The sequence below is a fragment of the Saccharomonospora marina XMU15 genome, from assembly GCF_000244955.1.
Classification (GTDB): Bacteria; Actinomycetota; Actinomycetes; order Mycobacteriales; family Pseudonocardiaceae; genus Saccharomonospora_A; species Saccharomonospora_A marina.
Window position 1 is genome coordinate 2,239,052 of the sequence record NZ_CM001439.1, and the last position, 17,915, is coordinate 2,256,966.

At 69.8% G+C, this 17,915-nt stretch carries 21 protein-coding genes; 17 read left to right on the forward strand and 4 right to left on the reverse strand.

Annotation, left to right across the window (positions count from 1 at the left end; all coding sequences use genetic code 11):
* The first annotated feature begins 108 nt into the window (after positions 1-108).
* The 7 genes from SACMADRAFT_RS10655 to SACMADRAFT_RS10685 are packed head-to-tail and all read left to right on the forward strand — an operon-like array spanning position 109 to position 5,189.
* Positions 109-534, forward strand: a complete 426-nt coding sequence (locus SACMADRAFT_RS10655; protein ID WP_040925638.1) for a hypothetical protein — start codon at positions 109-111, stop codon at positions 532-534.
* A gap of 10 nt (positions 535-544) precedes the next feature.
* Entirely contained in the window at positions 545-1,333 is a 789-nt protein-coding gene (locus SACMADRAFT_RS10660) for a metallophosphoesterase family protein (protein WP_040925639.1), read from the forward strand.
* 27 nt (positions 1,334-1,360) lie between these two features.
* Positions 1,361-1,804 carry an SRPBCC family protein gene (locus tag SACMADRAFT_RS10665; RefSeq protein ID WP_009153822.1) on the forward strand — a complete coding sequence of 148 codons (444 nt, stop codon included), beginning with the start codon at positions 1,361-1,363 and terminating at the stop codon, positions 1,802-1,804.
* A gap of 1 nt (position 1,805) precedes the next feature.
* Positions 1,806-2,939, forward strand: a complete 1,134-nt coding sequence (locus SACMADRAFT_RS10670; RefSeq protein ID WP_009153823.1) for an ArsA family ATPase — start codon at positions 1,806-1,808, stop codon at positions 2,937-2,939.
* Positions 2,936-3,334 carry a hypothetical protein gene (locus SACMADRAFT_RS10675; protein WP_009153824.1) on the forward strand — a complete coding sequence of 133 codons (399 nt, stop codon included), beginning with the start codon at positions 2,936-2,938 and terminating at the stop codon, positions 3,332-3,334. The genes SACMADRAFT_RS10670 and SACMADRAFT_RS10675 overlap by 4 nt, the downstream gene beginning before the upstream one ends.
* A complete protein-coding gene (locus SACMADRAFT_RS10680) occupies positions 3,335-4,288 on the forward strand; it encodes an ROK family protein (protein ID WP_009153825.1) in 954 nt (317 codons plus the stop codon).
* 13 nt (positions 4,289-4,301) lie between these two features.
* On the forward strand, positions 4,302-5,189 hold the full coding sequence (locus SACMADRAFT_RS10685; protein ID WP_009153826.1) for an NUDIX hydrolase: 888 nt from the start codon (positions 4,302-4,304) through the stop codon (positions 5,187-5,189).
* Positions 5,190-5,216: 27 nt separating this feature from the next.
* On the opposite strand, the gene SACMADRAFT_RS10690 is transcribed toward SACMADRAFT_RS10685, so the two are convergent.
* Together SACMADRAFT_RS10690 and SACMADRAFT_RS10695 are read right to left on the reverse strand one after the other, a co-directional pair.
* Positions 5,217-5,792, reverse strand: coding sequence for a hypothetical protein (locus tag SACMADRAFT_RS10690; RefSeq protein WP_009153827.1), 576 nt, complete (start codon positions 5,790-5,792; stop codon positions 5,217-5,219).
* Entirely contained in the window at positions 5,789-6,550 is a 762-nt protein-coding gene (locus SACMADRAFT_RS10695) for an alpha/beta hydrolase (RefSeq protein ID WP_009153828.1), read from the reverse strand. The genes SACMADRAFT_RS10690 and SACMADRAFT_RS10695 overlap by 4 nt, the downstream gene beginning before the upstream one ends.
* A gap of 226 nt (positions 6,551-6,776) precedes the next feature.
* On the opposite strand from SACMADRAFT_RS10695, the gene SACMADRAFT_RS10700 reads away from it, so the two are divergent.
* Complete coding sequence (locus tag SACMADRAFT_RS10700) at positions 6,777-7,538, forward strand: lysophospholipid acyltransferase family protein (protein WP_009153829.1); 762 nt, start codon at positions 6,777-6,779, stop codon at positions 7,536-7,538.
* A 42-nt stretch (positions 7,539-7,580) separates the two neighbouring features.
* Positions 7,581-8,090 (forward strand): polyadenylate-specific 3'-exoribonuclease AS, encoded by a 510-nt coding sequence (locus SACMADRAFT_RS10705; RefSeq protein ID WP_009153830.1) that lies wholly within the window; start codon positions 7,581-7,583, stop codon positions 8,088-8,090.
* Between the two features lie 19 nt (positions 8,091-8,109).
* On the opposite strand, the gene SACMADRAFT_RS10710 is transcribed toward SACMADRAFT_RS10705, so the two are convergent.
* Positions 8,110-9,201, reverse strand: a complete 1,092-nt coding sequence (locus SACMADRAFT_RS10710; protein ID WP_009153831.1) for a 3-deoxy-7-phosphoheptulonate synthase — start codon at positions 9,199-9,201, stop codon at positions 8,110-8,112.
* A 261-nt stretch (positions 9,202-9,462) separates the two neighbouring features.
* Between SACMADRAFT_RS10710 and SACMADRAFT_RS10715 the strand changes: the two genes are divergently transcribed.
* From SACMADRAFT_RS10715 to tesB, 7 genes are all read left to right on the forward strand, one after another.
* Positions 9,463-10,488: a 6-phosphofructokinase gene (locus SACMADRAFT_RS10715; RefSeq protein WP_009153832.1), complete on the forward strand. Its 1,026-nt coding sequence runs from the start codon at positions 9,463-9,465 to the stop codon at positions 10,486-10,488.
* A gap of 122 nt (positions 10,489-10,610) precedes the next feature.
* On the forward strand, positions 10,611-12,128 hold the full coding sequence (locus tag SACMADRAFT_RS10720; protein WP_009153833.1) for an SLC13 family permease: 1,518 nt from the start codon (positions 10,611-10,613) through the stop codon (positions 12,126-12,128).
* A gap of 148 nt (positions 12,129-12,276) precedes the next feature.
* Positions 12,277-12,630, forward strand: a complete 354-nt coding sequence (cmtR, locus tag SACMADRAFT_RS10725) for a Cd(II)/Pb(II)-sensing metalloregulatory transcriptional regulator CmtR (RefSeq protein ID WP_009153834.1) — start codon at positions 12,277-12,279, stop codon at positions 12,628-12,630.
* Positions 12,627-13,271 carry a cation diffusion facilitator family transporter gene (locus SACMADRAFT_RS10730; protein WP_009153835.1) on the forward strand — a complete coding sequence of 215 codons (645 nt, stop codon included), beginning with the start codon at positions 12,627-12,629 and terminating at the stop codon, positions 13,269-13,271. Before cmtR ends, SACMADRAFT_RS10730 begins: the two co-directional genes overlap by 4 nt.
* A 45-nt stretch (positions 13,272-13,316) precedes the next feature.
* Complete coding sequence (locus SACMADRAFT_RS10735; RefSeq protein WP_009153836.1) at positions 13,317-14,021, forward strand: DUF2461 domain-containing protein; 705 nt, start codon at positions 13,317-13,319, stop codon at positions 14,019-14,021.
* A 74-nt stretch (positions 14,022-14,095) separates the two neighbouring features.
* The gene (pyk, locus tag SACMADRAFT_RS10740; RefSeq protein WP_040925640.1) at positions 14,096-15,520 is read left to right on the forward strand and encodes a pyruvate kinase; all 1,425 of its coding nucleotides are present in this window, start codon (positions 14,096-14,098) and stop codon (positions 15,518-15,520) included.
* Between the two features lie 37 nt (positions 15,521-15,557).
* Positions 15,558-16,475: an acyl-CoA thioesterase II gene (gene tesB, locus SACMADRAFT_RS10745; protein WP_040925641.1), complete on the forward strand. Its 918-nt coding sequence runs from the start codon at positions 15,558-15,560 to the stop codon at positions 16,473-16,475.
* A 15-nt stretch (positions 16,476-16,490) separates the two neighbouring features.
* Here the strand turns inward: tesB and SACMADRAFT_RS10750 are convergent, their stop codons facing one another.
* Positions 16,491-16,859 carry a hypothetical protein gene (locus SACMADRAFT_RS10750; RefSeq protein WP_009153839.1) on the reverse strand — a complete coding sequence of 123 codons (369 nt, stop codon included), beginning with the start codon at positions 16,857-16,859 and terminating at the stop codon, positions 16,491-16,493.
* A 183-nt stretch (positions 16,860-17,042) separates the two neighbouring features.
* Between SACMADRAFT_RS10750 and SACMADRAFT_RS10755 the strand changes: the two genes are divergently transcribed.
* The gene (locus SACMADRAFT_RS10755) at positions 17,043-17,903 is read left to right on the forward strand and encodes a helix-turn-helix domain-containing protein (RefSeq protein WP_009153840.1); all 861 of its coding nucleotides are present in this window, start codon (positions 17,043-17,045) and stop codon (positions 17,901-17,903) included.
* Positions 17,904-17,915: the final 12 nt, after the last annotated feature.

Sequence of the window (17,915 nt, forward strand, 5' to 3'; positions counted from 1 at the left end):
GAACCTCCGTGTTCGACCGGTGTTACTCGCCGGTCAACTTAGCCGTTGGCCGCCCGGTTGACCATGCCAGGGGCATAACCAATCGACGGGCATGCCATTCTGCGTTGCGTGTCAGGTTCTGAGAACGCACCGGTGCCGGACCCGGTGCTGGACATAGTCGACGAGACGTTCCTCGCCGTGCCACCGAGCGCCGTGGCGGCTGTGTTCGCCGACCCCCGGTCGTGGGCTCTGTACTGGCCAGACCTTGTGCTGGAAGTTTACACCGACCGGGGCGAGGAGGGCCTGCGCTGGACCGTGCGTGGCGCCCTCGTCGGCACCATGGAGGTCTGGCTGGAACCGGTGCTCGACGGCACGCTGCTGCACTACTTCCTCCGGGCCACGCCCACCGCGGCCGAGCGCAGGCGGCCCCGGCTGCTGCGCGGGGAGGCCGACCGCAGGGCGAGGGCGGCCAAGGCGATCGCACTGGACCTCAAGGCCGTGCTCGAGGACGGCAGGGAACCGGGTGTGCCACCCGAAACGGTGGAGTCACGGTAAAATCGCGGCCGTGCGCGTACATGTGGTCTCAGACGTGCACGGCAACGCCGAGGCCCTCGCCCGCGCCGGTGACGGCGCCGACGCGCTGATCGTGCTCGGTGACCTCATCGATTTCGTCGACTACCACGACCACGGTGGCGGCATCCTGGGCAGGTTGTTCGGCGCGGAGAACGTCGGCACCTTCGCCAAGCTGCGCAGGCAGGGTTCGCGCGAGGAGACCGTGGCCTTCGCCAGATCGCTGTGGGCCGGTCTCGACGACCCCCGCGGTGCCGTCGACGAGGCGCTGCGCGAACAGTACGCGGAGTTGTTCGCCGCCATGACCGCGCCGACCTACGCCATCCCCGGCAACGTCGACGCGCCCGCGTTGTGGCCCGAGTTCAGCGGTCCGGACGTCAGGCTCGTCGACGGTGAGGTGGTGGACATCGGCGGGCTGCGGTTCGGGTTCGTGGGCGGTGCGCTGCTGCCCGACGGGGTCACACCGAAACGCAACGCGGCCTGGCACCCCTACCTGCGTACGCGGGAGGAGTTCGACCGGGCGGTGGCCGCACTGTCCGGGATCGACGTGTTGTGCAGTCACATCCCACCCGCCGTGCCCGACCTCACCTACGACGTGGTGGCGCGCCGACCCGAACTCGGCTCGCAGGCGCTGCTCGACGTGATCGCGGCGGAGCAGCCGAGGTGGGCGCTGTTCGGGCACGTGCACCAGCCGCTGGCGGCGCGTTCGAGGGCGGGGCGCACGGAGTGCCGCAACGTGGGGCACTTCAAGCACACCGCGCGACCCTACGTGCTGCGCTGGTGAGCACCCGGACCGCTACGCTCTAGGCCCATGGCCGAGCAGTCCACGCAGTCCATCGAGGTCGACGCCCCACCGGCGGAGATCATGGCCGTCATAGCCGACCTGCCCGCCTACCCGGAATGGGCAAAAGCGGTCCGGGAGACAGAGATCCTCGAGACCGACGAGGCCGGTCGCGCCAAGCAGGTGCGGTTCACACTGGACTCCGGTCCCGTCAAGGACGTCTACGTCCTCGCCTACGACTGGGCCGACGACGGGCTCTCGGTGAGCTGGCGGCTGGTGAAGGGGCAGATGCAGAAGTCGCAGCACGGCCGGTACGTACTCGAGCCGCTCGGCGCCGACCGCACCAAGGTCACCTACACGCTCTCGGTGGAGCTGATGCTGCCGATGATCGGGCTGCTGCGCCGCAAGGCCGAGAAAATGATCATGGATACGGCGTTGAAGGAGCTCAAGCGTCGCGTCGAGGGCACGGCCTAGCGTGCGCGTCCTGCTGTTCACCGGCAAGGGCGGCGTCGGCAAGACGACGCTCGCCGCGGCGACCGCCGCCTGCCTCGCCAGGCGGGGACGCAAGACGCTGGTGGTGTCCACCGACCCCGCGCACTCGCTTTCCGACGCGTTCGGCCTGCCACTGGCCGCCGAGCCCGCCGAGGTGGAAAGCAGCCTGCACGCCGCGCAGGTGGACGCGAGGGGACTGGTGGACAGCGCGTGGACCACGCTGCGGGAGCAGTTGCGCGCGGCGCTCACCGGGGCCGGGCTCGACGCGCTCGAGGCAGCCGAACTCACCGTGCTGCCCGGGGTCGACGAGCTGCTGGCGTTGACCGAGGTGCGCAGGCTGATCGAGACGGGGCCGTGGGACAGCGTCGTGGTGGACTGCGGCCCTACCGCGGAGACCCTGCGGCTGCTGGCGCTGCCCGAGGCGGTCAGCGGCTATCTGGCCAGGGCATACGGGTGGAAGACCCGGTTCGGGCTCTCCCGGTCGGTGCAACGGCTGGCCACGCATCTGGAATCGCTGCGGGAACTGCTCACCGACCGCGAGACCACCACCGTCCGGCTGGTGCTGACTCCGGAACGCATGGTGGTCGCCGAGACCCGTCGCACGCTGACCTCACTGGCGCTGCGGGGCATCCGGGTCGACGGTCTGGTGGCCAACCGCCTGGTACCCGCACCGGGACGGTGGCGCGGCTCGGCCGCGGCCTGGCTGCGTACCCGCAGGGCCGAGCAGGAGCGGGTGCTGGAGGAGCTGCGCGCCTGCGGCCTCGGCGAGCCGCAGCTGCGTTCGGTGGAGCACCGGGCGGCCGAACCCGTCGGGCTCGCCGCGCTGCTGGAGATCGCGGACGAGCTGTACGGCCAGGCGAGTCCGCTCACCGGTGAGTACGACAGTGCCCCACTGCTGCGGGTGTCCGACGTGGACAACGGCTACGAGTTACGGATCGCGCTTCCGCTTTCACGGGATTCGGTGGTCGATCTGGCCAGAGTGGACGACGATCTCGCTGTGACCGTCGACGGCTTCCGCAGGCTGCTGGCATTGCCCGAGGCGCTGCGGCCCTGCCGGGTGGTCGGCGCGGAGTCGGACGCACGGGGCCTGCTGGTGCGGCTGGAGAAGAGCTCATGACAGAAGCGGAATACGGCGCCCGGCTCGCCGAGGAGATCCGGCTACTCGTCGAGTTGGTCGTCGAACGGGCGGCGCCGTGGCTGGACGGCGTTGTGAGGGCCGGGCACGGTGCTCAGGCCGAGCACGGGGACTCCTGCTGCGGGTGGTGCCCGCTGTGTGCCGTGGTGGCCGTGGTGCGGGGCGAGCGGCCCGAGTTCGTGGCGCGCCTGCTCGAACAGGCAGCGCAACTGGTTGCGTTGCTGCGTGCCGTGCTCGCCGACCGCTGGCAACCGCACGAGGGGGTGCACATGCCGGGCTTCACCCCGGGGCCGAGGCCGGAATCGGCGGCGAGGGAGCAGCCGGCCGCGCGCGTGCAGCACATCCCCGTGCACCCGGCGGCGGGGTGGGACCGTTAGATGCTGGCCATCGGCGTCGATGTCGGCGGGACCAGCGTGCGGGCCGGTGTCGTCGACGAGCAGGGCGCCCTGCTGGACACCGCGAGAGTGGGCACCCCGAGTGACGAGCTTGCCCTCGAGGACGCCGTCGCGGGCGTGATCGACGAGCTGCGCAACCGGCACGAGGTGGGTGCCGTGGGACTGGCGGTGGCCGCGTTCGTGCGTTCCGACCGGCGCTCGGTGATGTTCGCACCGCACCTGCCCTGGCGCGGCGCACCCGTCGCCGACCGCGTGTCCAAACGGGTGGGGCTGCCGGTCACGCTGGAGCACGACGCCAACGCCGCGGCGGTCGCCGAGCACCGCTTCGGCGCCGCACGAGGCGCGCGCGTCGCGGCGCTGGTGGCGATCGGCACCGGAATCGGTGCCGGGCTGCTGCTGGACGGCCGGCTCTTTCGCGGCGCGCACGGGGTGGCTCCCGAACTGGGCCACCTGTGCGTGGTGCCCGGTGGGCGGGCCTGCCCGTGCGGCAAGCACGGCTGCTGGGAACGCTACTGCAGCGGCACCGCGCTGGCCGCGACCGCCGTGGAGCTGTTGGCTCGCCATCCTGGCCGCTCGACGGTGCTGGCATGGGAGACCGCGGGCGATCCCGGCTCGATCACCGGCAGGAGGGTCGCGGGCGCGGCCAGGGACGGCGACCCGATCGCGCAACGAGCGATGGCGGAGCTGGCCAGATGGCTCGGCGAGGGGCTCGCCCTGGTGGCCGACGTGTACGACCCCGAGGTGGTGGTGATCGCGGGCGGCGTGTCGGAGTCGGCGCCGCTGTTTCTCGACGAAGCCCGCGAGCACTACGCGCGCGCCGTCACCGGTGCGGGGCACCGGCCGCTCGCGCGCATCCGCACGTCCCAGCTCGGCGACGAGACAGCGCTGGTGGGAGCGGCGGCGCTCGCGCGCGAGCAGACCTTGGCCCTGCGTTGACTAGGCTGGTCCGATGCTGCTCGGTGACGGGGACGGTTTCGTCAGCTGCGCCTGCGGCCGGCGCCACTGGGGACTGCACGGTGCCGCGGGCCTGCTGCTGACCGACCCTTCGCGCGGGGTGCTGTTGCAGCACAGAGCCGGTTGGACGCACCACGGCCAGACCTGGGCGTTGCCGGGCGGAGCCGTACGCACCGGTGAGTCGCCCGCGAGGGCCGCGATGAGGGAGACCGAGGAGGAGACCGCCGTACCCGCCGACGCCGTGCGGGTACTGGCGGCCTGTACCGAGGACCACGGCACGTGGAGCTACACCACCGTGCTGGCCACCACCCGGCAGCCCGTGCGTGCCCTGGTGGCCAACGAGGAGAGCACGGAGCTGCGCTGGGTGCCTCCCGAGGAGGTGGACAGCTACCCGCTGCACCGCGACTTCGCCGCGGCGTGGCCGAGGTTGCGCCCGCAGCTCGACCGGGAGCTGGTGTTACTGGTCGATGCCGCCAACGTGGTGGGCTCGCGACCGGACGGCTGGTGGCGCGACCGTGCGGCCGCCGCACGCAGGCTGCGCGACCGGCTCGCCGTTCTCACCCACAGCGGTGTCCGTGCCGCCGAACTCGGGCTGCGGCCTGCGGGTAGTTGGCTGTGGTGGCCGCGCGTCCTGCTCGTGGTGGAGGGGCAGGCCAGGGAGACCGCCGGTATCCCGGAGGTCGAGGTGGTCGCGGCGGCCACGGACGGAGACAGCGAGATCGTGCGCGCCACCCGGGATTGTCGACGTGCGCGGCCAAGAGACCACGTGGTCGTGGTCACCGCCGACCGTGCGCTGCGCGAGCGGGTGCGCGCCGACGGCGGCGACACCGCGGGCCCGGCCGCGTTGCTGGACCTGCTCGACGAGCGGGAGTGCCCGCGGTGAAGCCGGCCCGACGAGCCGGAGGCGCCGTCAGACCTGGGCGCCGTTGGTGGGATCGGCGCCGTCGGGTGGTCCCTGCCTGACGCGGAGCAACCCGAGCGCGATGCCGATGGCAAGTGACAGCATCCCGAGCGGAGTGCCGATCGTGCTGTTCAGCCCGATGACGCCGGGCGAGATCAACAGCAGCAGCCCGACGACGAAGAACAGCAACACGATGAAAGCGCCCTTGCGGGGCCTGGGAAGCGGCGGTGGCTCCGGGGGCACGTAGTGCTCGTCGTTACCGGGGTCGGGACCGAACATGGTCTCGTCCCAGCCGGTCTCGCTCTCGCGCCAGCCACCGCCTGCCCGTGTCGCCTCGGGCTCGCCTCGCTCCCGTGTCCTCGGCTCCCCGGTCTCCCGCGGGGACCTGGTGTCGGCCGTGCCGGTGGCATCGGTGCTGTCGCTGCTGCTCTCGATGCCGTCGGTGTCGCCGGTGTCGGCAACACCGGAGGGATCGTCGGGGTCGTGGCGGTTGGTTCCGACGCCCTGTGCGCGCAGGTCGGCCACGATCTGCGCGAAAGTGGCGTCGACGTCCTCGGGGCCGTCCGCGCCTGACAGTCTGCTCATCGGGCACCAACACCTCTGGCGGCTCGCACGAACTCCACACTACGTTCGAACAGCAGCGGCGCGTCGTTGTCCAGTGTCGCCACGTGGTAGCTGTCGCGCAGCGGCAGGTCGATCAGCTCGCGGCTGCGCACGCCCTCGGCGACGACACGGGAGTTCACCGGTTCCACGACGTGGTCAACGATCGAGTGCGCCAACAGCAGCGGCTGGGTGACCTTGTGCAGGTCCCGCCTGACGACCTGCCACAACCGGCTCAGGCTGGCCGCCGCCCGCACGGGCGTGCGGTCGTAGGCCAGCTCGGTGACCCCGGGCTTGGCGATGTCACCGGCGACACCCTTCACCGAAGGCAGGAACGGAGCCAGCACCGTGAGCAGCTTGGCGTCCCTGCGCAGGGTGAGTACCGAGGGGTTCACCAGCACCAACCCCGCCACGGCCGGACCGAGTTCCTCGGCGAGGCGCAACGCCAGCGTGCCACCCATGGACAGGCCGAACACGAACACCGAGTCGCAACGGCGCGCCAGTGAGTCGAACTCCGAACGCACGCGGCCGTACCAGTCGGTCCAGCGGGTGCGGTTGCACTCCTGCCACGTCGTGCCGTGCCCGGGCAGCCTGGGGCAGCTCAGCGTGAAGCCCTCCGTGGCGAGGTGCTCACCCCACGGACGCATGCTCGCCGGTGTCCCGGTGAAGCCGTGGCACAGCAGAATCCCGATCTCGGTCGAGCCGGTGTGCGAGAACGGCTCCGCACCAGCGCGCACAGGCATGCCCGATCGCCCTTCCCCGTGAAGCTCGGTCCGCAAGCTTGGTCCCACCATGTTCGCATGTGCGTGGGTGTGGCTCCGATGCCCGGTTCGCGGGCCGGGTCCGCTGTGAGATCTGTCGCGACGGCCTCGTGACAGGGTGCCCGATGTTGTGCGGCCTGCGCGAAGGTTCGTAGGCTGGAATGCTGGAGGGTCTCGCCAGGTCTGGCGCCGGAGGAGGGCAACCGTAGTGCTGTATCGCCTCATGAAGTACGTCCTGCTGGGCCCCCTGCTGCGGCTGCTGTGGCCGACCAAGGTGACCGGGTTGGAGCACATCCCGGAAACCGGTGGCGCGATCCTGGCGAGTAACCACCTGGCGGTCGCCGACTCCTTCTTCATGCCGTTGTACGTCAGGCGCAGGGTCACCTTTCCCGCCAAGCAGGAGTACTTCACCGAGAAGGGCCTCAAGGGCAGGCTGAAGAAGTGGTTCTTCACCGGAGTGGGTCAGTTCCCCATCGACCGCTCCGGCGGCTCGGCGGCGCAGGCGGCCATCGACACGGCCATCCGGCTGCTGCGGGAGGGACGGCTGCTCGGCATCTACCCCGAGGGCACCCGCTCGCCCGACGGCAGGCTCTACAAGGGCAAGACCGGCGTCGCGAGGATCGCGCTGGAGGCCGGAGTGCCGGTGATCCCCGTGGCGATGATCGGCACCGAGCATGTCAACCCGATCGGCTCGAAGCTGTGGCGGCCACGCAAGCTGGAGATCAGGTTCGGCAAGCCGCTGGACTTCTCCCGCTACGACGGACTTTCCGGCGACCGGTTCGTGGAACGCTCGATCACCGACGAGATCATGTACGCGCTGATGGAGCTGTCCGGCCAGGAGTACGTCGACGTGTACGCGGCCAAGGCGAAGGAGTTGCTCGCCGCGGAGGAAGCCGGAGTGCGCCCGGCCGTACCGGCCCAGCCGGGCGCGCTGGACCGCACCCGGCTGCCGGAGACGAAGGCGGGCTGAGCCGCCCGCACGCGCCGAGCGCCGTTTAGTACCGTCGCTTCGGTGCGGTTCTTCTACGACACCGAATTCATCGAGGACGGCGTGACGATCGATCTGGTGTCGATCGGTGTCGTGGACGAGCGGGGACGCGAGTTCTACGCGGTGTCCACCGAGTTCGACCCGGGCAAGGCCGGACCCTGGGTTCGCGAGCACGTGCTGACGAAGCTGCCCTCGCCGGGCGACTCGGTGTGGCGCAGCCGCGAGCGCATTCGTGCCGACCTGCTGGAGTACTTCGGCAACCCCGCAGGCGGTATCGAGTTGTGGGCTTGGTTCGCCGCGTACGACCACGTCGCCCTCGCCCAGTTGTGGGGGCCGATGCCCGCGTTGCCGAGGCAGTTGCCGCGGTTCACCCGCGACCTGCGGCAGCGGTGGGAGGACCTGGGCAAACCCAGGCTGCCCGCCGCGCCGGACGACGCGCACGACGCCCTCGCCGACGCAAGGCACAACCTGGCGCGCTGGCGTGCCATGGAGCAGGCACGCCAGCGCGACGAGTCGTCGAGACGGTGTCGGTGACGGTGGCGGCAGATCGTGCTCAGCGTCCCCGCACGGCCGAGGCCAGTTCGTCCAGCAGCGCAGCCGTCGTGGACCAATCCATGCAGGCGTCGGTGATGCTGCGCCCGTAGGTCAGTTCGGCGGCTCTGCCGAGGGTCAGCTCCTGCCGCCCGGCTCGCAGGAAGCTCTCCAGCAGCACACCGGCGACGCCGCGTTCTCCCGCACCGACACGGCCCGCCAGTTCGGCCACCACCTCGGCCTGCCGGTGGTGGTCCTTGCCGCTGTTGCCGTGGCTGGCGTCGATCATCACTCGTTGCGGCAGCCCGGCACGACGCAGCCTGTCGAGGGTGTCGCGCACGGTGCTCTGGTCGTGGTTCGGTCCTGCCGAGCCACCGCGCAGGATGACGTGGCAGTCGGGGTTTCCCGAGGTGGTGAACAGCGCGGCGAGGCCGTCGGCGTTGATACCGGCGAACACGTGGCTTCCCGCCGCGGCCCTGGTGGCGTCCACCGCCACCTGCACGTCGCCTTCCGTGGAGTTCTTGATGCCCACCGGCATCGACAGTGCGCTGCACAGTTGGCGGTGTACCTGGCTCGCCGCGGTGCGTGCCCCGATGGAACCCCACGAGACGGTGTCGGCGATGAACTGCGGGGTGATCGGGTCGAGGAACTCGCAACCCACCGGCAGCCCGAGCGCGCAGATGTCGAGCAACAACCGCCGTGCCGTGCGAAGCCCCTTGTTGACATCGAAGCTGCCGTCCAGCTCCGGATCGTTGATCAGGCCCTTCCAGCCCAGCGTGGTGCGCGGCTTCTCGAAGTAGACCCGCATCACGATGTGCAGCGCGTCGCGATGCTGCTGTGCCTGTTCGGCGAGCAGACCCGCGTATTCCGTGGCGGCCGCCGGGTCGTGCACCGAACACGGCCCGACCACGACCAGCAACCGTTCGTCTCGGCCGTCGAGGATGTCCACGGTTTCGGCCCGGCCCTGCGCGACGGTCTTGGCGACCGCCGGGCTGATCGGGTGTTCCTCGCGCAGCAGCGCGGGCGAGATCAGCGGGCGAACCGCGGTGGTACGGAGATTGTCCAGCTGCCGCAGTGAATCAGCCGAATCCGCGCGACCGGCGACTGGTGACATGGGGGGCTTCCTTTCCGCAAGCCGCCCCGTCGAGCACCGCGAGCCGGCTTGGCGTCCGGCTCGGGGTGGTCGTGGTCAGCGCGCGGCGTCGCCGACCGGCCCACCTCGGGCCGGTCCGCTGAACCAGAAATAACGCCGCACGTCGGCGACTCTAACAGAAGCCACTCTGCTGCAACGATCAAGAGCCGTCACCGCTAGGCTGGCAGGCGCACGGCCGAGTACGAGGCGTGACCAAGAACAAGCGGCGGAGGACTGAATCTGATGCGAGTCGGTGTACTGACCGGTGGCGGCGACTGCCCTGGGCTCAACGCGGTGATCCGCGCGGTGACCCGCAAGGGCATCGAGATGCACGGCTGGGACATCTTCGGCTTCCGTGACGGCTGGCGAGGCCCGCTCACCGGGGCGGGAAAGCCGCTGGAGCGCGACGACGTCGAGGGCATTCTCACGCGCGGTGGCACGATACTCGGCTCCTCGCGCACGAACCCGTACAAGGAGGAGGGCGGCCCCGACAAGATCAAGGCCGTGCTGGCCGACAAGGGCATCGACGCGCTCATCGCGATCGGTGGTGAGGACACCCTCGGCGTCGCCAACCGGCTCACCGACGAGGGGATCAACGTGGTCGGTGTGCCCAAGACCATCGACAACGATCTCGGCGCCACCGACTACACGTTCGGATTCGACACGGCCGTGCACATCGCGACCGAGGCGATCGACCGGTTGCACACCACGGCAGAGTCGCATCACCGTGCCCTCGTGGTCGAGGTCATGGGTAGGCACGCGGGCTGGATCGCCCTGCACTCGGGCCTGGCGGGAGGGGCGAGCGGCATCCTCGTCCCGGAGCGACCGTTCTCGGTGGACAAGGTCGTGGAGTGGGTGTCGCGCCGGTTCGAGCGTGAGTACGCACCGATCATCGTCGTGGCCGAGGGCGCGTTGCCGGAGGGCGGCGCCGAAGTGTTGCAGAGCGGGGAGCAGGACGCCTTCGGGCACGTCCGGCTCGGCGGTGTCGGCACCTGGCTCGCCGAGGAGATCGCTTCGCGCACCGGCAAGGAGTCGCGCGCGGTGGTGCTCGGGCACACCCAGCGAGGCGGTACCCCCACCGCGTACGACCGGGTGCTTGCCACCCGGTTCGGGCTGCACGCCGTCGACGCCGTGGCCGACGGTGACTTCGGCGTGATGGTCGCTCTTCGCGGCACCGACATCGTGCGGGCAAAACTGGCGGAGGCCACGGCCGAGCTCAAGACCGTGCCGGCGGAGCGGTATGCCGAGGCTGAGGTCTTCTTCGGCTGATCGGCCGCGTGTTAGCCACGGCAAAACCCGGCTGATGGCAATCTCCCACCGATCACGCAATGGTGTGAACAATGTCCGCCCGAGGCGGTACATTCCCCGCACCCCAGCGTTGGAGGTGAGTGATGTCTCAGTCCGTTGCCGACGAATCGACGATCGAGACCAAGGGCAGGGCGCGGCGGCAGTGGATCGGGCTCGCGCTCGGCCCGGTCCTCGCCGTCGCCGCCTTCCTGTTGTTGCCCAGCGACCTGGCTACCCCGGCCAGGATCACCGCAGCGGTCGCCGTGTTGATGGCTGTGTGGTGGGTCAGTGAGGCGTTGCCGTTGGCCGCGACGGCGTTACTGCCGCTGGTGCTGTTCCCGTTCCTCGGGGTCAGCGAGATCGAGGACGCGGCCGCGCCCTACGCCGACGACGTGATCTTCCTGTTCATGGGCGGGTTCATGATCGCGCTGGCGATGCAGCGGTGGAACCTGCACAAGCGCATCGCCTTGCGCACCGTGCTCTCCGTAGGTACCCGCCCCGTCATGCTGATCGCGGGATTCATGATCGCCACCGCGTTCCTCAGCATGTGGGTCAGCAACACCGCCACGGCGGTGATGATGGTGCCGATCGGGGTTTCCGTGCTGGCTCTGGTGAGCCAACTCGGCGCCGCCGAAGGGGAAAGCGGTGGCGATCGCAACTTCTCGAGCGCGCTGCTGCTCGGCATCGCCTACGCGGCTTCCATCGGTTCGTTGAGCACGATCATCGGTACCCCGCCCAACACGTTGCTGGTGGGCTATCTCGAGGACAACTTCGACATCAGCATCTCCTTCGGCGAGTGGATGCTGTTCGGGCTGCCGATCTCGGTGGTGTTCCTGTTCCTCGCCTGGTTGCTGCTGACCCGGATCGTGTTCCCGCCGAAGCTGAGGTCGTTGCCGGGCGGGCAGGAACTGATCAGGGAGCAACTGGCCGAACTCGGGCCGATGAGCAGGGGTGAGCGCAACGCGCTCGCGGTGTTCGTGCTCGCGGCGGTGTCCTGGATCGGCATTCCGGCGCTTGCCGACGTGGAGGCGATCGGCGGTGCGCTGCCGTGGCTGGACAACATCTCCGACGCGGGTATCGCGATGGCAGCAGCCGTGGTGCTGTTCGCCCTTCCCGTCGACGGCAGGCGCGGTGTGCGGACGCTGGACTGGGACCACGCCAAGCAGTTGCCGTGGGGAATCCTGCTGTTGTTCGGTGGCGGACTGAGTCTGTCGAGTCACTTCACCGACACCGGGCTCAGTGAATGGATCGGCCAGCAGGTGGGAGGACTGGCAGGCCTGCCCGTCATCCTGGTGGCGGCGGTGGTTGTGGTGCTGGTGCTGCTGCTGACAGAACTGACGAGCAACACCGCGACGACCGCGGCCTTCCTGCCCATTCTCGGTGGCGTCGCGGTTGGTCTCGGGCACGGGCCGATGGTGTTGGTGGTGCCCGCCGCGTTGGCCGCGACCTGCGCATTCATGTTGCCGGTCGCGACGCCGCCGAACGCCATAGCGTTCGGGTCCGGCCACGTCACCATCGGACAGATGGTCCGGGGCGGGGTGTGGCTCAACGTGGTCGGGCTCGTGCTGGTCACGCTGGCCGCGTACACGCTCGGCGGCTGGGTGCTCAATCTGAACTACTGAACTACTGAACTACTCAAGGCCCGCGGCGGGACCGGCGGCATCCGGCGCGCGGGCTCGTGGCGGGTGACCGACGCTCGCCAGGAGCCCGCGTCGGTGGGTCGAGGGCGGCGATGGCCAACAGGTCAGCCGATGCTGTACTGTTTGGCCTGTGCTGACGTATGAGACGCGGGTCGAGGCGCTGGCCCGGCTCGGCCGTGCACTGGCGGACCCGACGCGGTGCCGGATTCTGGTGGCGCTGCTGGAAGGGGTGAGTTATCCGGGGTTGCTGGCCCAGCGGCTGGAGCTGAGCCGTTCGAACGTGTCGAACCACCTGGCCTGCCTGCGTGGCTGTGGCCTCGTGGTCGCGACCTACGAGGGCCGCCAGGTGCGTTACGCACTGGCCGACAGCCACCTGGCCAAGGCGCTCGAGGAACTGGTGAAGGTGGTCCTCGCCGTCGACACCGCTCAGCCGTGCCTCGACGGCGAGCCCGCCTCGACCGGGCAGCGGGAGGTACGCGCGTGACCGGCTACGCGGGCGATGCGGGCGGGCGGGTACCGGACGCCCGCAGCGGCGACCGCGAGGCGGTGTTGTCCCGGCGCGTACGGCTGCTGGTCAGCGCCACCATCGCCTACAACGTCGTCGAGGCCGCCATCGCCATCTCCGCGGGCGCCGTGGCCAACTCCATGGCGCTGATCGGGTTCGGGCTCGACTCGGTCATCGAGGTGTCCTCGGCGGCCGCAGTGGCATGGCAGTTCTCCGGGCCGGACCCGCGTGCGCGCGAACGGATCGCGTTGCGGGTCGTTTCCGTGTCGTTCTTCGCGCTCGCCGGCTACGTCAGCGTCGAGTCGGTGCGGTCGCTGCTCGGCGCGGAGCAGGCGCACCCTTCGACGGTCGGGATCGTGCTGGCGGCGGTGTCGCTGCTGGTCATGCCGTCGCTGTCGTACGCGCAGCGGCGCGCGGGCCGCGAACTCGCCTCGGCGAGTGCGGTCGCTGATTCCAAACAGACGCTGCTGTGCGCCTACCTTTCCGGGGTGCTGCTCGTCGGGCTGGTGCTCAACGCGACGCTCGGCTGGGCATGGGCGGACCCAGCGGCCGCGCTGCTGATCGCCGTGATGGCGGTGAGGGAAGGGCGCGAGGCCTGGCGCGGCGAGCACTGCTGCTGACCTGCCCGCCGCGGGCTCGGTGAAGGGCGCAGTAGCGTGGCGGCCATGGGCAGCCGTCCCTTCGCCGGATTCGGTGAGTACGCCGTCGACTTCTTCGCCGGTCTCGCCGCCGACAACTCCCGGGCCTACTGGCAGGACAACCTCGCCGTCTACCGGCGGGACGTGCGTGAGCCGATGGAGGCATTGCTGGCCGAACTGGCGGGGGAGTTCCTCGACGAATTCGGGCCAGGAGCCGATGCCAAGGTGTTCCGGCCGTTCCGCGATGTGCGCTTCGCCAGGGACAAGAGCCCCTACAAGACGCACTGCGGTGCCGTGATCGAACGCGGCAGGGGCGGTGGCGCCTACTACGTCGAGGTGGGGCCCGACGGCCTGCGCGTCGGGGGCGGCTGCTTCCATCTCGCCGCCGACCAACTCGCGCGGTTTCGGCGCGCGGTGGACACCGAGCCGCACGGCGAGCGGCTGCGCAAGATCGTGGACGGCTTGCGGCGTGACGGTTGGCAGGTCGGCGGCGAGTTGCTCAAGACGAGGCCGAGGGGCGTTCCCGCCGATCACCCGAGGTTGCGGTTGTTACGGCACCGCTCGCTGTACGCGTTGCGCGCGTGGGAGCCGGACGACACTCTGCACCGCCGGGAGTGCCTTGACCGGGTGCGTTCGGGCTGGTGGCAGCTGCGGGCGCTCAATGGGTGGGCCGACACCCACGTCGGTCCCAGCGAAGGCAGGCAGGGCAGAACGAGGGCGAATTCCACATGAACGGCCCGCGAATGCCTTAACGATCTCGGGATCGGTACAGACGGGAGGCCGAGGAGCGGCTAGGCTTTCCGAGTGTGAGCCGACGAGCAAAGATCGTGTGCACTCTCGGTCCCGCGACGGCGACGGCGGACAAGGTCCGCTCGCTGGTCGACGCGGGCATGGACGTCGCCAGGATGAACTTCAGCCACGGCAGCCACGGCGACCACAAGCAGGTCTACGACCTGATCAGGTCGGCGTCGGCTGAGAGCGGCCGCGCCGTCGGCATCCTCGCGGACCTGCAGGGCCCGAAGATCAGACTCGGCACGTTCGCGGGCGGGCCCGTGGAGTGGCGTACCGGCGACCGCGTCAGGATCACGGTCGAGGACATCGCGGGCACACACGATCGGGTGGCCACGACGTACAAGGGGCTGGCCAAGGACGCCAAGCCCGGTGACCGGCTCCTCGTCGACGACGGCAAGGTGGGTCTTGTCGTCGAGCGGGTCGAGGGCCCGGACGTGATCTGCGAGGTCACGGAGGGCGGTCAGGTCAGCAACAACAAGGGAGTCTCGCTGCCCGGCATGGACGTGTCCGTGCCCGCGCTGTCGGAGAAGGACCTCGAGGATCTGCGGTTCGCGCTGGAACTCGGTGTCGACTTCGTCGCGCTGTCGTTCGTGCGTTCGCCCGCCGACATCGATCTGGTGCATCAGGTGATGGACCGCGCGGGAACGGGTCGTGTCCCGGTCATCGCCAAGCTGGAGAAACCGGAGGCGGTCTACAACCTCGAGGCGATCGTGCTCGCTTTCGACGGCCTCATGGTCGCCCGGGGAGACCTCGGCGTCGAGTTGCCGCTGGAGCAGGTGCCCTTGGTGCAAAAGCGCGCCATCCAGATCGCGAGGGAGAACGCCAAACCCGTGATCGTGGCGACGCAGATGCTCGACTCGATGATCAACAACTCGCGGCCGACCAGGGCGGAGGCCTCCGACGTCGCCAACGCCGTCCTGGACGGTGCCGACGCGGTGATGCTCTCCGGCGAGACGAGCGTGGGCCGGTATCCGATCGAGACGGTCGAGACGATGAGCAGGATCGTGGAAGCAGTGGAGGCGGACATGCCGTCCGTTCCGCCGCTGAGCCACGTTCCCAGGACCAAGCGCGGTGTGATCTCCTACGCCGCCCGCGACATCGGTGAGCGGCTCAACGCCAAGGCGCTCGTCGCGTTCACGCAGTCCGGCGACACCGTTCGCAGGCTCGCGCGGCTGCACACCAGGCTGCCGCTGCTGGCGTTCACTCCACTGGAGAGCGTGCGGTGCCAGTTGTCGATGACCTGGGGCACCACGGCCAGGATCGTGTCGCAGGTCGATTCCACCGACCGGATGATCCAGCAGGTCGACCACGCGATGCTGGAGACGGGTCGCTACCAGCCCGGCGACCTGGTCGTGATCGTCGCGGGCTCGCCGCCGGGCACCGTCGGGTCCACCAACCTCATCCGGGTGCACCGGCTCGGTGAGGAAGACCACGCGTGACGAGGCGTGCGGGCACCGACCGTGTTGAATGGCCCGCATGACTGAGCTGGCAAGACAGGCGGCTTCCGGACTGGACACCGACGGCGGTCACGGCGGGCAGTCGGTGCTCGACCGGCTTGTCGCGCTGCTCGACCTGGAACGGATCGAGGAGAACATCTACCGGGGCGTGAGCCCGCCGCACTCGCCGACCCGGGTGTTCGGCGGGCAGGTGGCGGGGCAGTCTCTCGTGGCGGCGGGCCGCACGGTGCCGCCGGAACGCGGAGTGCACTCCCTGCACGCGTACTTCATCCGTCCGGGTGACCCGAAGGTGCCGATCGTCTACGAGGTCGACCGCATCCGCGACGGCAGGTCGTTCACCACCCGCAGGGTGGTCGCGATCCAGCACGGCAAAGCCATCTTCTCGCTGTCGGCGTCGTTCCAGTTGACAGAGCAGGGTGCCGAGCACGCGGAGGACATGCCGGACGTGCCCGCGCCGGAGACGTTGCCGACGCTGAGCGAGCGCACCGCCGAGTACGCCGACCGGCTCGGGTTGCGGTCGCAGCCCAGACCGATCGACATCCGCTACGTCACCGAACCGCCGTGGCAGACTCGGGGCAACCCGCAGCGCCCTTCGCGCAACCAGGTCTGGATGCGCGCGGACGGCACGCTGCCGGACGACCGGCTGTTGCACGTCTGCGTGCTGACCTACGCCTCCGACATGACGCTGCTGGACTCGGTACTGGCAAGCCACGGGGTGTACTGGGATCTCGACAGGGTGATCGGCGCCAGTCTGGACCACGCGCTGTGGTTCCACCGCCCGTTCCGTGCCGACGAGTGGCTGCTCTACGACAGCGCCTCACCCACCGCATCCGGTGGTCGGGGGCTGGCGACGGGGCGGTTCTTCTCCCGTTCCGGGCAGCACATCGCCACCGTCGTTCAGGAGGGCCTCATCCGCTTGCCCGATCACCCCGCATAGGTCACTCCGCGTAGCTCACCCTGCGTAGTGCAGCGAAGGCTTGCGGCGGCGGTGCTGGTGGCCGTGCGACTCCGTCGCCAACTCCTCGCACGTGTCGTCCGCGGTACCAAGGCTGATCTGCACCGCGAGGTAGGCGCGGCACGGCAGCCGGGAGCGCCTGCGCGAGAACGGTCTGCGGCGGCCGTGGCAGAACGCGCAGTGGCCGCTGGGGTCGAGTCTGTGGTCGGCCAACACGCTACGGAGGGCGCCTGCCAGCAGCGCCGCGCTGGCTGCGCCGGACTCCGGGCGCAGTTCGGGTGGGATGTCGCTGCCCTCGGCGAGTTCGTCGAGTTTGCGGTGGACGCTCGCCTGGAGAGGGGTGACGATGGGGTCGCGCCCGGTCACGTGTCCTCCCGATGTTCGCCGGTCCTGGCGCCGATCGTTCGGCGCACGAAGCAGGATACAAGCCCAAACTGCAATTTGCAGTCCGTCGATCGGGCAATCCCGGCACCGCCCCGCCCGAGGGGTCCGCTGTCGCGGTGAGCGGCTGGTTAGATGTTGCGGGGCGGATGAACCGGAGGTGAGGCCATGACACGAGGGCAGGGGCCGACCGTTCGAAGGCGCAGGCTGGCCAGCGAGCTGCGGCGGCTCCGGGAACGGGCTGAGCTCACGATCGACGAGGTCGGCGAGAAGCTCGAGTGTTCGGCATCGAAGATCAGCCGGATCGAGACGGGGCACGTGGGCGTCACCCCGCGCGACGCGCGGGACATGCTCGAGCTGTACGGGGTACGGGGAGACGAGCAGGAGGCGTTGGTCCAGCTGGCGAGGGAAGCCCGCAAGCGCGGCTGGTGGCACGCCTACAACGAGGTGTTCACCGGTGCTTTCGTGGGGCTGGAGGCCGATGCCAGTTCGTTGCGCGCGTTCCAGGCGCTGCTGGTACCCGGCCTGTTGCAGACCGAGCGCTACGCCAGGGCGGTGATCCACGCGATGCGGCCGGACGCCGCCGACGCCGAGATCGAGCGCAGAGTAGCCGCGCGGATGACCAGGCAGCGGCTGCTCAGCGATCCGAATCCACCCGAGTACTGGGCTGTCGTGGACGAGGCGGTGCTGCGAAGGGTCGTCGGCGGACCGGAGGTGATGGCCGAGCAACTGGGCAGGCTGGCCGACATCGCTCAGTTGCCCCACGTGACCATCCAGGTGGTGCCGTTCGGCGCGGGCGCGCACCCGGGAATGGAGGGCCCCTTTCTCATCCTGGGCTTTCCCGAGCAGGCCGACCCGGACGTCGTCTACGTCGACAGCACCAGCAGTGGCGTGTACCTGGAACTGGAGCCCGATGTGCGGCGCTATGCCCTTATGTTCGATCATTTGCGAGCCGCCGCGCTCGGGCCGGACGACTCGGTCAACGTGATCGCCGACGCGGCACGGCGGTTCGAAGAACGAAGCGAGTGAACGGAGTAGGGA